This is a genomic window from Bradyrhizobium sp. cf659, assembly GCF_900113725.1.
Taxonomy (GTDB): domain Bacteria; phylum Pseudomonadota; class Alphaproteobacteria; order Rhizobiales; family Xanthobacteraceae; genus Bradyrhizobium.
On sequence record NZ_FOQJ01000013.1, the window covers coordinates 128,341 to 143,957 of the forward strand.

General features: G+C 65.5%; 13 protein-coding genes. All 13 read left to right on the plus strand.

The genetic code is table 11. The features are described from left to right. Positions 1–18 precede the first annotated feature (18 nt). Positions 19–747, plus strand: a complete 729-nt coding sequence (locus BM118_RS34865; RefSeq protein ID WP_092191808.1) for a LamB/YcsF family protein — start codon at positions 19–21, stop codon at positions 745–747. Positions 748–792: 45 nt separating this feature from the next. Then, positions 793–1,035, plus strand: a complete 243-nt coding sequence (locus BM118_RS34870; protein ID WP_092191810.1) for an acetyl-CoA carboxylase — start codon at positions 793–795, stop codon at positions 1,033–1,035. 16 nt (positions 1,036–1,051) lie between these two features. Next, positions 1,052–2,464, plus strand: coding sequence for an acetyl-CoA carboxylase biotin carboxylase subunit (locus BM118_RS34875; RefSeq protein WP_092191812.1), 1,413 nt, complete (start codon positions 1,052–1,054; stop codon positions 2,462–2,464). A gap of 33 nt (positions 2,465–2,497) precedes the next feature. Beyond that, positions 2,498–3,373: a 5-oxoprolinase subunit B family protein gene (locus BM118_RS34880; RefSeq protein WP_092191814.1), complete on the plus strand. Its 876-nt coding sequence runs from the start codon at positions 2,498–2,500 to the stop codon at positions 3,371–3,373. Next, positions 3,363–4,340: a 5-oxoprolinase subunit C family protein gene (locus BM118_RS34885; protein WP_092191816.1), complete on the plus strand. Its 978-nt coding sequence runs from the start codon at positions 3,363–3,365 to the stop codon at positions 4,338–4,340. The genes BM118_RS34880 and BM118_RS34885 overlap by 11 nt, the downstream gene beginning before the upstream one ends. Positions 4,341–4,669: 329 nt before the next feature. After that, positions 4,670–5,620, plus strand: a complete 951-nt coding sequence (locus BM118_RS34890; protein ID WP_092191988.1) for an AraC-like ligand-binding domain-containing protein — start codon at positions 4,670–4,672, stop codon at positions 5,618–5,620. Between the two features lie 265 nt (positions 5,621–5,885). After that, positions 5,886–7,910: a hydantoinase/oxoprolinase family protein gene (locus BM118_RS34895; RefSeq protein WP_092191818.1), complete on the plus strand. Its 2,025-nt coding sequence runs from the start codon at positions 5,886–5,888 to the stop codon at positions 7,908–7,910. Positions 7,911–7,913: 3 nt separating this feature from the next. Further along, entirely contained in the window at positions 7,914–9,875 is a 1,962-nt protein-coding gene (locus tag BM118_RS34900; protein WP_092191820.1) for a hydantoinase B/oxoprolinase family protein, read from the plus strand. 105 nt (positions 9,876–9,980) lie between these two features. After that, positions 9,981–11,081 (plus strand): TMAO reductase system periplasmic protein TorT, encoded by a 1,101-nt coding sequence (gene torT, locus BM118_RS34905; RefSeq protein WP_092191822.1) that lies wholly within the window; start codon positions 9,981–9,983, stop codon positions 11,079–11,081. Positions 11,082–11,150: 69 nt separating this feature from the next. Next, positions 11,151–12,689, plus strand: coding sequence for a sugar ABC transporter ATP-binding protein (locus BM118_RS34910; protein WP_092191824.1), 1,539 nt, complete (start codon positions 11,151–11,153; stop codon positions 12,687–12,689). After that, entirely contained in the window at positions 12,686–13,705 is a 1,020-nt protein-coding gene (locus BM118_RS34915; RefSeq protein WP_092191826.1) for an ABC transporter permease, read from the plus strand. The genes BM118_RS34910 and BM118_RS34915 overlap by 4 nt, the downstream gene beginning before the upstream one ends. Continuing rightward, positions 13,698–14,708: an ABC transporter permease gene (locus BM118_RS34920; RefSeq protein WP_092191828.1), complete on the plus strand. Its 1,011-nt coding sequence runs from the start codon at positions 13,698–13,700 to the stop codon at positions 14,706–14,708. Before BM118_RS34915 ends, BM118_RS34920 begins: the two co-directional genes overlap by 8 nt. 14 nt (positions 14,709–14,722) lie before the next feature. Beyond that, positions 14,723–15,598 (plus strand): FAD binding domain-containing protein, encoded by an 876-nt coding sequence (locus tag BM118_RS34925; RefSeq protein WP_092191830.1) that lies wholly within the window; start codon positions 14,723–14,725, stop codon positions 15,596–15,598. Positions 15,599–15,617: the final 19 nt, after the last annotated feature.

Below are 15,617 nucleotides of genomic sequence, written 5' to 3' on the forward strand. Positions count from 1 at the left end.
ACGGGAGGACAATGAGAGATGGTCGTCATTAACTGCGACATGGGCGAAGCCTACGGCCTCTACAAGATGGGCGATGACAAGGCACTGATTCCCCATATCGACGTGGCCAACGTCGCCTGCGGCTTCCACGCTTCCGACTTCAATCACATGCGCAGCACCGTGCAACTGGCGAAGCGACACGGCGTCAAGGTGGGCGCCCATCCGTCGTTGCCGGATCTGCAAGGATTCGGGCGCAGGGAGATGAAGATCGGCCGCGAAGAGCTGACCAACTGCCTGCTCTATCAAATCGGCGCCCTCAAGGCGTTCCTGGACGCCGAAGGCATGACACTGAACCACATCAAGCCGCACGGCGCGCTGTACGGCATGGCGACGCGTAACGAGGATATCGCGGAAGCGGTCGCCGATGCCGCCGACGTCTACAAGGTGCCGCTGCTCGGCATGAAGGGCACACTGCATCAGAAGGTCTATGAGCGCCGCGGTCACACTTTCGTCGCCGAGTATTATGCCGATCTTGACTACAACGCCGACGGCAGCCTCATCATCACGCGCGAACATGACCCCAAGGATCCGGCCGACGCCGCCTCGCGGTGCACACGCGCCGTCAATGAAGGAAAGACCCGGACGGTCGCCGGCAATGACGTCACCGTGGGGGCGGATTCCATCTGCATCCACTCCGACACCCCCAATGCCGTCGCCATCGCGCAGGCGGTACGCGAGGCGGTCCGTCCCTATTTGACGGCGCCCTGAAGCACCGCACGATCCAGCCCGAAGCGAACACACAAGGAGCAGTTCATGGCCACCCAGCAGATATTCTCGCCGCTACCGGGCATCTTCTACCGCAAGCCGGCGCCGGACAAACCGGACTACAAGTCGGACGGCGACGTCATCACTGAAGACGACACGATCGGCCTGATCGAAGTGATGAAGTCTTTCAACGAGGTCAAGGCGGGCGCCGCAGGCAAGATCGTGCGCTTCCTCACCGAAAACGAGGAAGCCGTGATGGCGGGCCAGCCCATCGCAGAGATCGACGTTTGAGCCGCTTCAGCAGTCCATGACCATCAAGAAGCTCCTCATTGCCAATCGTGGCGAGATCGCCGTGCGCATCAACCGCGCGGCGCGCGAACTGGGTATTGCGACCGTGCAGGTCTACAGCAAGGCCGACAAGGACTCGCTTGCGGTCCGGCTCGCCGACGAGTCCGTCGAGATCGGTCCGCCGCAGGCGTCAAAATCCTATCTCGACCAGGCGAGAATCCTCGCCGCCGCCGCGAGCACGGGCGCCGACGCGATTCATCCGGGCTATGGCTTCCTGGCCGAGAACGCCGAGTTTGCCGCCGCCGTCGAGGCGGCGGGACTGGTCTTCGTCGGCCCAACGGCGCAATCGATCCGCCTGATGGGCGACAAGGTTGCGGCCCGTGAAGCTGCCGCAGCGGCCGGGGTCCCGACCGTCCCGGGCAGCCGTGGACGCCTGGACTCCGCCGAGGCGGCCTTCGCCCTGGTCGAGAGCACCGGCTTTCCCGTGATGATCAAGGCAGCGGCAGGCGGCGGCGGGCGCGGCATACGTATCGCGCGCACGGCCGAAGAATTTCATCACCTGATGCCGCAGGCGCAGGCCGAGGCGCTCGCGGCGTTCGGCGACGGTGGCCTCTATGTGGAGAAGCTCGTCGAAGGCGCGCGGCACATCGAGGTGCAGGTGTTGGGTGACGGGCGCGACGTCATCCATTGCTTCGAGCGCGAATGCTCGTTGCAGCGCCGCCGTCAAAAGGTGTGGGAAGAAGCCCCCTCGCCCTCGCTGGCGCCGGCCATGCGCGAGCGGCTCTGCGCATCGGCTGTCGCCCTCGCCAAGGCGGTGCACTACCGGGGCGCGGGGACGCTCGAATATCTCTACGACGACAACAGCCACGAGTTCTACTTCCTGGAGATGAACACGCGCATCCAGGTCGAGCATCCCGTGACCGAAATGGTGACCGGCATCGACCTGGTGCAGGAGATGATCCGGATCGCCGGCGGCGAGCCGCTGCGCATCCGCCAGGACGAGGTGAGGGTCAGCGGCCATTCGATCGAGGTCCGCATCAATGCCGAGGATCCCTCGAAGAACTTCCTTCCCAATCCCGGCACCGTCAGCGCGCTCGGCGTGCCCGGCGGTGAAGGTGTTCGTTTCGACAGCATGCTCTATACCGGCTACACCGTGCCGCCGTTCTACGACAGCCTGCTCGGCAAGCTGATCGTGCATGCCGAGGACCGGGCGAGCGCCATCCGGCGGCTCGACCGCGCCCTCGCCGAGTTGAACGTGGAGGGAATTGCGACCACCAAGCTCCTGCACCAGGCGCTTGCCCGCGATCCCGAGGTGCGGGCCGGACGTTTCCACACCGCCTGGCTCGAGCCGTGGCTCGCCGCACACGCCAACAGCCTCGGGGCCGCGGCCCCGCTGCCGCCCGACAACGTCGCCCCGACGATCGCACGATGACCCGCCCGGTCAGAAACAGGAGGCCGTAGTCCCATGCAAACTCGATTTTCCTTCGGCGGCGACGAGCACATCTTCGCCGAAGTGGATGACTCCATGTCGCTCGAGGCATTCTTCAAGAGCCTCTTCATCACCAATGCGGTACGCGACGCCAGGATCAAGGGCGTGACCGAGATTTGCCCGGCCAACGCCTCCTATCAGGTCAAGTTCGATCCTGGTCAAATCAAGCCCGACGACCTGCTTGCCGAGCTGAAGCGGCTGGATTCGGCGTCCGAAAAGTCCGAGCCGGTCATCAAGACGCGGATCATCGAGATCCCCGTGCTCTACAACGATCCCTGGACTCATGAGACGCTGATGCGCTTTCGCGAGCGCCATCAGAATCCCAACGGCACGGATCTCGAATACGCCGCTCAGATCAACGGCCTCGATGGGGTCGACGCATTCATCAAGGCGCATTCCAGCGCACCCTGGTTCGTCTCGATGGTCGGCTTCGTCGCCGGCCTCCCGTTCCTCTACCAGATGGTCGAGCGCAAGCGGCAGATCCAGGCGCCGAAATATCTGCGCCCACGCACCGACACGCCGAGGCTCACGGTCGGCCACGGCGGATGCTTCAGCTGCATCTATTCGGTGCGCGGCGCCGGCGGCTATCAGATGTTCGGCATTACCCCCATGCCGATCTATGATCCAAACCAGAAGATCAGCTATCTCCGGGACTTCATGTGTCTGTTCAAGCCGGGCGACATCGTGAAGTGGAAACCGATCGACCGGGCCGCCTATGACACGGCGGTCGCCGACGTCGACGCGGGCCGCTTCGCGCCGGTCATCCGCGACGTCTCGTTCTCACTGACCGAATTCAACCGCGACGTCGATGCCTACAATCGCAAGCTCGAGGGGGTTCTCCATGGCCATTAAGGTTCTGAAGCCGGGCCTTGCGACGACCGTCCAGGATCTCGGACGTCCCGGGTACTATCACATCGGCATCCCGCTCTCCGGCGGCATGGATCGTCACGCGCTCGCGGCGGCCAATTTACTCGTCGGCAACGCGGAGGGTGCGGCCGTGCTCGAAGCCGTCTTCATGGGACCCGAGCTCGAGTTCACCGATGACGCGAGGGTCGCGATCACGGGCGCCGAGCTGCCGCCGAAGCTCGATGGCACGCCGCAGGAGACCTGGACCAGTTTCAAGGTGAGGCGCGGCCAAAAGCTCTCCTTCGACTTCCTCAAGCAGGGCGCACGCGCCTATATCGCGGTATCCGGCGGAATCGACGTGCCGGTGGTGCTCGGTTCGCGTTCGACCTACGCGCTCGGCGCACTCGGCGGGTTCAAGGGCCGTAAACTCGAAGCCGGCGATGAATTGCCGATCGGCACGGACGCCACGTCCGTCAAGGAAGGCCGCACGATCGCAAAGGAACTGCGCGGCCTGCCGACGACGATGCCCACCGAGTTGCGCGCCATGCCGGGCCTCTATTGGCACCGCATCACCGAGCAGGCCGGCAACGGCTTCTTCTCCGACACCTGGAAAGTCGCGCCGGAGGCCGACCGGATCGGCTATCGCTTCAAGGGCGGCAAGCCGCTCGCGTTCGTGCCGCGCGAGCCGCCCTTCGGTGCGGGCTCCGATCCGTCCAACATCACCGACGCCTGCTATCCCTATGGCTCGATCCAGGTGCCCGGCGGCACCGAGCCGATCGTATTGCATCGCGATGCGGTGTCCGGCGGCGGCTATTTTATGGTTGGCACGGTGATCTCAGCGGACATGGATCTGATCGGCCAGCTTCAGCCGAACACGCCGGTCAGGTTCGTGAAGGTCGGGATGGAGGAAGCGCTTGCCGCACGACAGGCTCGTGCCGGGCTCTTGAGCAGACTTCGCAGTTCCCTGGCGTGATCGCCAGACTGCTTTGACAACGGGCAACCTCCCGGCCTGAACTTCGTCCGGGAGGTTGTTGTCGACGGCGGCTTCCATCTTTCGGCCGCCCTCATGGAAATTGAGCACACGGCCTAAAATATCGGCTTCCCCTTCTATTGGACTTGACGTCATCCTGCCGTGCTCGCCAAGCCGATGACGACGGCGAGAGTGCAGTAACGGGAGTGCAGTCCACATGCGGCCATCAACGATCGGGATGACGACGCGTTCCGCGTTCTTGCCGCCACCAACGGTACACGGCCAGGAGAGACGATAAGACGCAGCAGTCGAGGGCAGTGACGGAGCGCAAGATGCAGACCACTTTCGCGACCAGTGACATTCCCGCCCATCATCGCCGCCAGTTCTGGCAGCAGATCGTCTCCGACATCTACTACTCGCTGGACCTTCGTTTTCTCGGAGGTCACGACTTCCACGGCAATTTGGGCGCCTGGTCGCTCGGGCCGGTCTCGATCTCGCGCAACGTCTCGGACGGCCTGCTCTATAGAAGACACGAACGCCACCTCCTCAACGAACGCGAGGAGTGCTTCCTGATCACGGTGCCCGAACTCGCCGAGATCCGCTTCGAGCAGGACGGCAAGGACATCCGCTGCCGACCGGGCTCCTTCCTGATCGAGCGCAGCCATTTGCCTTACGAATTCAGCCACAGTGATCCCGCCGCACTCTGGGTGCTGAAGATCCCGAGCGCCGTGCTGCGCGGGAGGATCTCCGGCCCTGAACGCCTGGCGACGCTGCAATTCGACGCCAGCCGCAGTGTCGGCGCGCTGTTCGTCGACACGCTGCGCCTCGCCGGCGAGCGTATCGCGGAAATGGACGAGACCGCCCGCACCATGATGGGCAAGCATCTCATCGATCTCCTGGCGATGGCGGTCGAGTCCGACGAGCGCGTGCTGGCGGGTCACTCGTCCACCGTCCGCAACGCGCACCTGCACCGCTGCGAACAATTCATCCGCACGCGCCTCGACAACATGCGCCTCGCGCCGCAAATGGTGGCCGACGCCTGCGGCATCTCGCTGCGGTATCTGCACCAGATCTTCGAGAGCGAGGGCATCACCGTGAGTGCCTATATCCGCAATCAGCGCCTGCTGATGTGCGATGCGATGTTGCGTGATCCGAACTGCCGCAAGAGCATCTCGGAAATCGCCTATCACTGGGGATTTGGCGACCAGGCGCAGTTCAGCCGGAATTATCGCGGCCGGTTCGGCTGCACGCCAAGCGAAGCCCGTGCCGCGTCGCGTGCGTAACCTTGCGCCATTCGGCGTCGCAGCTCCAGCACTGATCGCCAGTTGACCGGCCCGGCCGATTTGAGCGGTTCGTGCTCTCTGGCACAAATTGTCCTGCGCTCAGCGTCAAGAGTGCCGACGACGACCTGCCTATAGTCCTTCCGACATCTTGCGAAATCCGCCGGTCCAACGGGCGGTTCGCGGCACCCGGATCGTCGGTCCGGGTCGGTCCGCGTGCTCGCCCGACCTCCGCCCGGCAGGCATGTGCTGGAAAGGAAATCGTATCGTGCAGACCCTTCGCGTGGCCGTTGACGTCGGCGGCACCTTCACAGACATCTGCATCATGGACGAGACCACCGGCCTCATCCGCATCGAAAAGACCTCGTCGACGCGTGATCCCATCGAGGGAATCATGGGTGGGGTCTCAAAGGCCGGCATCGACCTCTCCAAGGTGGCGCTGTTCTCCCACGGCACCACGGTCGCGACCAACGCACTGATCACGCGCCGCCTTCCCCGCACCGCCGTGGTGACGACCGAAGGCTTCCGCGACGTCATCGAGATCCGGCGCGCCAACAAGGAAGACCTTTGGGACACCTACAAGGACGTCGTCAGGCCCTACGTGCCGCGGCGCGACCGGCTCACAGTTCCCGAACGCATCGACGCGGGCGGCAAGGTGATCCAGCCGCTCGACGTCGAGGCGGCGCGCGAGGTCGCGCGCATCCTCAAGCGCCGCGGCGTCGCAGCGATCGCGGTCTGTTTCATGAACGCCTATCTCAACGGCGAGAACGAGCGCGCGATGCGCGATATTCTGCTGGAGCAGATGCCGGATATTCCGGTCTCGATCTCGTCGCAGGTGTTGCCCGAGATCTTCGAGCATGAGCGGTTTTCGACGACCGTCGTCAATGCCGTGGTGAGTCCGGTCGTCGTCAGCTACACGAGCCGGCTCGGCGACCGTCTCGCCCAGGAAGGCTATTCCCGCGATCTCCTGCTGCTGCACACCGGCGGCGGGGTCATGACGCCGGCGAGCGTCAAGGATTTCGCCGCCCGTCTGGCCGGCTCCGGGATCGCCGCGGGCGCCATCGCCAGCCGCTACATCGCCGGCCTGTGCGGTTTCCCCAATTCGATCGGCCTCGACATGGGCGGCACCTCGACCGACGTGTCGCTGGCCTATGAGGGCCAGTCGCGCATCACCAAGGACTGGTACATCGAGTTCGGCTATCCGATCCGCTTTGCCTCCATCGAGGTGCTCACCATCGGCGCCGGCGGAGGATCGCTGGCCTGGACCGATCCGGCCGGCTCCTTGCGCAACGGCCCGCAATCGGCGGGTGCCCATCCGGGCCCGGCCTGTTACGGCAACGGCAATACCCAGCCGACCAACACGGACGCCAACGTCACCCTGGGCCGGCTCGGCACCAATCTCGCCGGCGGCAAGGTGAAGCTCGATCCCGCTCTTGCCCGGCAGGCCGTCGAGGAAGGCGTCGCAAAGCCGTTCGGCTTCGGCCTGCACGAGGCGGCGGATGCGATCGTCAGGGTGGCCAACGCCAACATGTCGGACGCGGTACGGCTGATCTCGATCAGCCGCGGTTACGATCCGCGCGATTTCGCGCTGGTCGCCTTCGGCGGCGCCGGCGCCCTGCATGGCGTCGATGTCGCGCGCGAGCTGGCGATCCCCGTCGTGATCGTGCCTCCCAACCCGGGCGTCACCTCGGCCCTCGGCTGCCTGCTGGTCGATATGCAGCACGATTTCTCGCAGAGCTGCATGGTCGGTGCCGACGAGGCCAATTCCGCCGACATCGAGGCGCAATTCGCTGCGCTGGAGAAGGAGGCGCTGGCCCGACTGACTCACGAGGGCGTCGCGGAACGGGACATCGTGCTGCAGCGGTCGATCGACATGATGTATCGCGGCCAATGGCGTTCGCTCGCGGTGCAGGCGCCGCGCCCGATCGGCGCCATCGCCGATCTGGTCCAGAGTTTCCACGCCGAGCACAAGCGAGAATACAATTTCCGGCGCGACGACTCGCCGGTGAGCTTCTTCCGTCTCAACCTGAAAGCCATCGGCGTCGTGCCCAAGGCCGAGTTCGCCGTCCACCAGCCGACCGGCGTGATCCCTGAGCCGGTCAGCCACCGCAGGGTATGGTTCGAAGGCAACGGGCTCGATACGCCCGTCTACGAGCGTGACGACCTGCCCTGCGGTTTCTCCTTCCAAGGCCCCGCGATCGTCGAGCAGGTCGACGCGACCACCGTCGTGCCGCCCGGCGCCAGCGCCGAGGTCGACAAATATCTCAACATCATCATCCGCGTGAAGGAATGAGCCATGGCCGGAGATCTCCCGCTCGACCCCGTCACCTTCGAGGTTCTGAAGAACTCCTTCATCACCAGCGTCGACCAGATGGGCGAGCAGGTGCTGCGGACCTGCTACTCCTTCGTCATTTACAACCGCGACTTTTCGAGCGCGCTGCATGACGCCAAGGGCGAATGCGCCGCACAGGGCAATCAGGACATCGCCGTCCATGTCGGCACGCTGCACTTCACCTGCCAGGACGTCATGCGCCACTTCGAGGGCGACATGCACGAAGGCGACGTGTTCGCGATCAACGATCCCTATGCCGGCGGAACGCACTTCTCCGACGTGCGGTTGATCCGGCCGATCTTCGCCGATGGCAAGATCATCGCCTTCAGCCAGTCCAACGGCCACTGGTCGGATGTCGGCGGCAGCGTGCCGGGCTCGTTCGACGTCGCCGCGCGCGAGATGTTCCGTGAGGGCCTGCGCATCACGCCGATCCGGTTGTTCGACAAGGGACGCTTCTGCAAGGACGTCGCGCACTTGCTCGCGTCCAACACGCGCGACCCCGCGTCGATCATCGGCGACATCCAGGCACAAGCCGAGGCGACAGCGGTTTGCGAGCGCGAGATATTGCGCCTCGTCAACAAGTATGGCCGCAATACGGTCGAAACGGGTCTCGCCGCCGTGCAGGACTATGTCGAGCGGTCGGCGCGCCAGCGCATCGCCGCGCTGCCCGATGGCGAATGGGAGACGGTCGACTTCATCGATCGCGACCCCGCCGGCGGCGAAGGCATGATCCCGATCCGGATCAAGATGACCATCAAGGGCGACAAGGCGATCTACGACTTCACCGGCAGCCACCCGACCATCGGCTCGATCTACAACTCCGCCTTCGGCGCGACCTTTTCGGCCGTCGCGGCCGGTATGAAGACGTTCTTCCCGGACCTGCCGCTCAACTCCGGCTTCTATCGCTGCTTCGACATCATCGCGCCGGAAGGTTCGATCGTCGATGCGAGATGGCCGATCGCGGTCACCGGCTTCCTGATGCCGTTCGAGAAGATCATGAACTCGATCTACGAGATGTGGTCGAAGCTGATGCCGGAGCGGGCCCTCGCCTGCGCCTTCAATCTCGAATATCTGCTCACCGGCGGGCTCGACGCCCGCAGTTCCGACAAGCCGATCTTCATGTTCTACGACTGGCTGCCCGGCGGCTGGGGCGGCCGCAACGGCAAGGACGGCAGCAACGTCACGACGGCCTGCTTCGGCACCGGTCTGATGTCGCAGCCGGTCGAGGGGCAGGAACGCGCCAACCCGATCCTGACCACCAAATGCGAGATCCTTAGGGACTCGCCAGGACCCGGCAAATGGCGCGGCGGCGCCGGCGTGATGAAGACCTCACGCATGCTGGAAGCCGAGAAGACCGTGATCTCCTACATCTGCGACCGCGAGCGCGCCGTGGTGTGGGGCATCGAGGGCGGCCTGCCTTCGATGCCGCATGGCCTGACGCTGAAGCGAAGCGGCAGCGATGGCGAGGAGCGGCTCGGCTCGATCTTCTCCGACGTGCCGATCGGCGAAGGCGATGTGTTCTCGCGACCGACGGCCGGCGGCGGCGGGTTCGGTGATCCGCTGGAGCGTGATCCGCGTCTCGTGATCGAGGACATCAAGGATGACTACGTCTCGGTCGAACGTGCCGCCAAGGATTATGGCGTGGTCGTGCAGACCATCGACGCCGAGCTCTGCGAGTATGAGGTGGACAGGGCCGCGACCGACGCGCTCCGTGCCAAGATCGCGGCTGAGCGCGTCGCCAACGTCCGGCTCGATCCGGAGGTCGTGGCGCAGCGCTATCGCAGCGGCGCGATCGATGCGTTCGACGTCATCCGCCAGCACGCCGTGATCCTCGACTGGGGCAACGGCGATCTCCTCCCCGAATCCACGCGCCAGTTCCGCGAAGTGTTCGAGCGGCGCTCGACCGCGAAGTGGGCGGCGCGCTGATCCCGATCGGCAACCGCATCGCCCACGGGCGGTGCGGCACGCATGCAGAACGAGGATCCGAAGCCGTCGGCCCTCGCCCGTTCATCGAACCATGAGGATTGAGCCATGACCCGTATGACGTGCCTTTCCATCAACCGACTTCGCCCGATCCGCTCCACGCTCGGTATCGCCGCAGGCCTCGCGCTTGTCTCCGCGGCCACACCGGCAGCCGCCGAGACGCCATGGTTCCCGATGAAGGTGTACGACGCCTCATCGGGCACGCCGAAGCCGGCGGAGTACACGCCGTTGCCGAAGGCCGAGAAGCCTTACAAGCTCTGCATCCTGTTTCCGCACATGAAGGACAGCTTCTGGGTGGCGGTCGCTTACGGCATCGTGAAGCAGGCCCAGGCGATGAACGTCAACATGACCCTCTACGAAGCCGGCGGCTATGAGAACCTGCCCAAGCAGCTCTCTCAATTCGACGATTGCATGGCGAGCAACCCCGACGCGATCGTCGTCGGCGCCATCTCCGGCGCGGGTCTCAGCAAGAAGTTCGAAGAGGCCAAAGCCAAAGGCGTGCCGGTGGTCGGCGTCGCCAACCCGCTGCCACCGAATGCCCTGCCCGCTGCCATCTATGTCGATTTCGTCGCAATGGGTGAAGTCACCGGCGAGGGCCTGTTGGCGCAGGCCAAGCCCGGCGACAAGCTCAACATCGTGACCTTCCCCGGCCCGGCGGGCTCGGGCTGGGCAGAATCGTTCAACGAAGGCTTCAAGAAGGCGGTGGCCAAGAATCCGAACGCCAAGATTCTTGCCGAGAAATTCGGCGACTCCGGCGTTGCGGTCCAGCTCCAGCTGATCCAGGACGCGCTGCAGGCCTATCCCAACATGAACGTGATCTGGGGCACCGCTCCGACCGCCGAAGCCGCCATCGGTGCGGTCGCCGAAGCCGGGCGGAGCGACATGAAGATCATGTCCTCCTACGAGAACCAGGCCATGCTCGACGCGCTGAATCGCGGCGACATCCTCGCCTTCGCGACCCAATACCCGGTCGGCGAAGGCGCCATCTCGGTCGACCAGGCCGTGCGCCTGATCGAGAAGAAACCGGTGATGAGCCTGGCCCAGCCGCTCGCATCCGCGGTCGACAAGACCACCGTGCCGAAACTGCAGATGGACCTCGTGCTGGCGCCGGGAAGCTGGAAACCGGTCTATTCGGTCAAGGCCAAGTAGGCCCGGACACCTCGTCGAGGCGGGAGACGCGTGCTCCCGCCTGTTTGCCCGCCGCCGACGGAGAGGGAGATGGACGTCGACATCGACGCGAAACCGACCGAGCCCCTGCTCGTCTTGCGGGGCATCTCGAAGCGATTCACCGGCGTTCGGGCCCTCGACCGGGTCGATCTCGACGTCCGCGCCGGCGAATTGCACGTTCTGTTCGGCGAGAACGGCGCCGGCAAATCGACGCTGATCAACGTGGTGTCGGGGACGTTTCCGCCCGACGAAGGCACCTTCCATTTCGGCGGCGAGGAGATCCGCCATCTCACGCCGCAGCGGGCGCGCGCGATCGGCATCAGTCCGGTGTTTCAGGAATTCTCGTTGGTTCCTAGCCTCACGGTGGAAGAGAACCTGTTCCTCGGTCGCGAAGTTGCGCACGGCGGCGTGTTGCGCACGCGCGATATGCGAAAGCGCGCGCAGGCGCTGATCGACGAGCTCGGCTTCGACCTCGATCCGTCGCAGCGGGTCGACGACCTCTCGCGCGCGCATCAGCAGATGGCCGAGATCGCCAAGGCCCTGCTCGGCCGGGTGCGCCTCTTGATCCTCGACGAGCCGACCGCTTCGCTGACCGAGCGCGAGACCGGGCGGCTGTTTGAGCTGATTGCCCGGCTGAAGAGCCAGAACGTGGGGCTGATCTACGTCTCGCACCGCATGCGCGAGATCCGCGCGCTCGCTGATCGCGTGACCGTGCTGCGCGACGGCCGTCACATCCGCACCCTCGACGCTGCGAACTCGAGCGACGGCGAACTGGTCGAGCTGATGACCGGCCGCAGGATCGACCTGCTGTTTCCGGCGATCGCGCACACGCCGGACAAGGTGATGGTCGACGTCGAAAACCTCACGCTCGCCGATGGCAGCGTGCGGGACGTGAACTTCCACGCGCGCGCAGGCGAAATCACCGGCATCGCAGGCCTCGTCGGTTGCGGCAAATCGGAGCTGATCCGCGCGATCTACGGAATCGAGCCGATCGCCTCCGGTACGGTCCGGATCGACGGTCTGCCTTACGAATTTCCGGCGCCGCGGCGCAGCTTGAAGCACGGCATCGCCTACTTCCCCGCCAACCGGATCGCCGAGGGACTCGCACTGTCGCGCCCGATCCGTGAGAACGCCTCGATGACCGGGCTCGACCTGCCCGCCTTCGCTCGCTTCGGCGTGCTGCGGCAGGCCGCGGAACGCGCGACGATCAAGGGCATCATGGAACAGCTCCAGCTCAGGCCACCCAATATCGAGCGGACCGTCGGCGCACTATCCGGCGGCAATCGCCAGAAGGTGATGCTCGGCCGGGCACTGACGCGCGAGCTGACCGTATTCCTGTTCGACGAGCCGAGCGTCGGCATCGACGTCGGAGCCAAGCTCGAGGTCTACGAATTCATGAAACGCCTCGTTGAAGCCGGAGCCGCCGTGATCGTGGTGTCGTCGGAATTGCCGGAAGTACTGGCGCTGTCGAACCGGCTTTACGTCATGCACAACGGTCGCATCGCCGCCGAACTGAAGGGCGCCGAGAAGACTGAGCAGAACGTGCTGGCGAGCTTCTTCAAGGACCATCTCACGGCGGAGGTCGCATGAGCACGGCGCTGACGGCCGGCCAACCAAGTATCCCGATCGGGCTGGGTCGATCGATCGCCGGCCGGATCGGGTTCCTGCCGGCCCTTCTGCTGGCGCTGATCGCCGGCATGTCGGCCGTCGATCCCCAGTTCTACGGCCTCGTCAACATTCTCAACATCCTGCGCAATGCCTCGTTCCTGGCGATCGTTGCCTGCGGCCAGGCGCTGGTGATCGTCGCAGGCGGCTTCGATTTGTCGGTCGGCGCCGTCGTCGCGCTGGCGAGCGTGGTGACTGCCAAGACCATGGCGGCCACGGCGACCGCGTTTCCCGACAACAATGCGCTGATCATCGCAAGCGGCGTCGCCGCGGGGCTCGGCAGCGGGCTGATGGTCGGGCTGGTCAACGGCTTCTGCGTTGCGAAGCTCAAGGTCTCCGGCTTCGTGGTGACGCTGGGCACGATGTCGGCCACCGCCGGCGTCGGCCTCATGATCACGAGCGGCATCCCGGTCTACGGCATGCCCGACATCTTCGTGAAGGGATTTGGGCGCGCCCAGATGTTCGGCCTGCCGACCGCAATATATGTCGCGCTTGCCGTCATCCTGGTCATGATGTTCACGCAGCGGCGTACGCTGTTCGGCCGCTACGTCTATGCGATCGGCGGCAATGTCGATGCGGCGGTGGTTTCGGGCGTGTCGATCCAGCGTCACATCGTCGGGACCTATGTCGTCTCGGGCGTGCTCGCGGCCCTGGCCGGCATTTTACTGACCGCGCAGGTCGGCTCCGGTCAGGCGAGTTTTGGCGGCGACCGCATGATGCTGCAGTCGATTGCCGCGGCCGTGATCGGCGGGGTCAGCCTGCGCGGCGGCGTCGGCCGGGTCGAGGTCGTCGCCGTCAGCGCGCTGTTCCTGACCATCCTTGGCAATGCGCTCAACCTTCTGCACGTCAACTCCCGCCTGCAGCCGGTCTTCCTCGGCGTCATCATGGTGGCCGCCGTGGCGCTGGATGAATTCAGCCGACGGAGGAAGTCCCGTGTCTGACCTCGAATTGTCGGTCGCCAAGGACACGGGCCGTGCAAAGCTGGTGCCGGGCCAATGGCTCGCGCGCGCGATGCTGCCGATCGCGCTGATGGTGCTGTTGCTCGGCTTCGCCGCCGTCGATCGGGGCGTGCTCTCGCCAGCCAATCTGCTCAACGTCGCGCAGCAGACCAGTTACCTGGCTCTCTTCGCCATGGCGCAGACCGTGGTCATCCTGACACGTGGCTTCGACCTCGCGCTCGGCCCGACGGTGTCGGCGGTGAGCGTCGGAACCGCGCTGGCGATGGCCGGCACCACGGGGGCCGGTTATGACACGGGCAGTGTGCTGCTCGCCGGACTCGGTGCCGGCTTCGGCCTCGGCATCGCCTGCGGACTTTTCAACGGCGTGGTCGTCGCGCTGCTCGGCGTCAGCCCCTTCGTCGCAACGCTCGGCAGCTACAATATCGCGATCGGCGTTGCGACCACCCTCTCCTCCGGGCGACCGGTCCAGGGCGTGCCCGAGCTGTTCTCGCGGATCTTCTACGGCGGCAACGTCTTCGGTGTTCCTGCCGCCATCGCGATCACCGTCGCCGTCGGCATCCTGCTGCAGCTGATCCTGGCTCGCACGGTGTTCGGCCGGTCGCTCTACATCATCGGCACCAACCCGCGCGCGGCGGCGGTGGCGGGCCTGCCGGTCAAGCGCATCCTGGTCGCGACCTATGTGCTGTGCTCGGCGCTCGCCGCGCTCGGCGCCATCATGATGACGGCGCGGACCGGCTCGGGCGAGCCGAATCTCGGCGGCTCGCTGTCGCTGCAAGCGATCGCCGGCGCCGTGGTCGGCGGCACCAGCCTGGCCGGCGGACGCGGCGGTGTCGGCACCGCGGTGCTCGGTGCCTTGTTCGTCACGATTCTGTCCAACGGCATGAACCTCACCCGCATCGATGGATACGTCCAGATGGTCGTGCTCGGCGCGATCGTCATCATCGGCGTGCTGCTCGATCGGCTGCGGCTGGAGGGGCGTCAATGATGACTGGATCTCTCATGCAAGGCTCACTGCCTGAAACCCGCGGTTCGGCGGGCTCGATCTACGTTGCACCGTCGCTGGCGGCCGCCCTCGATGCCTTGAACGACTACGGCCCGGCCGGGGCTCCCTTTGCAGGCGGCACCTGGATCATGAGGTCGCCGATCCGGCACGAGCCGCTCCGGGAACACTACGTCGCGATCGGGAAGATTACCGAGCTACGCACAGTCCAGATCGGCAATGACGCCGTCGAGATCGGCGCGGCGGTCACCCACGCGGCGTTGGCGACAGCCTTGGCCGGGCTCCCGGAGTTCGACGTTCTCGCGACGGCCGCCGGCAGCGCTGCCAATCCCGCGATCCGCACGATGGCGACGATCGGCGGCAATCTCTCGACGCCCAATTTCGCTGCCGCCGATTGCGTGCCGGCGCTGCTTTGCCTTGATGCCGAGGTCGAGGTCTCGAGTCGCGGCGATCGCGAGCGAATGAGCCTGAACGATTTCCTGAAGGCCCGGCCGACATTGGCGCCCGGCCGCTTGCTGACCAGCATCGTCGTGCCGCGCACCAGGCGCAAGACCGCTCACACCCGCCTGCCGCTCCGCAGGTCGGGTGACTATCCGGTTGCCATCGTCAGCTTCGCCGCAAGGCTCGATGCGCTCAACCGCGTCGAGCGCGTGCGGGTCGCGGTCGGCTCGGTCGAGCCAGTCGCGCGCCGCTGGGAACGGCTCGAAGCGGCACTGCTTGGCCGCGCGCTCGAGCCGACGCAGGCGGCGAACATCGCCGCCGAGTTGGCCGGCGAGTTCACTGGCCGCGACAGCGTCGAGGCGCCCGCCTGGTACCGTGTCAACGTGTTGCCGAGCCTCGTGCGTCGCGCGACCGCCGCCGCGCTTGGCTCCTGAACGACATTGCTGGAGGTGA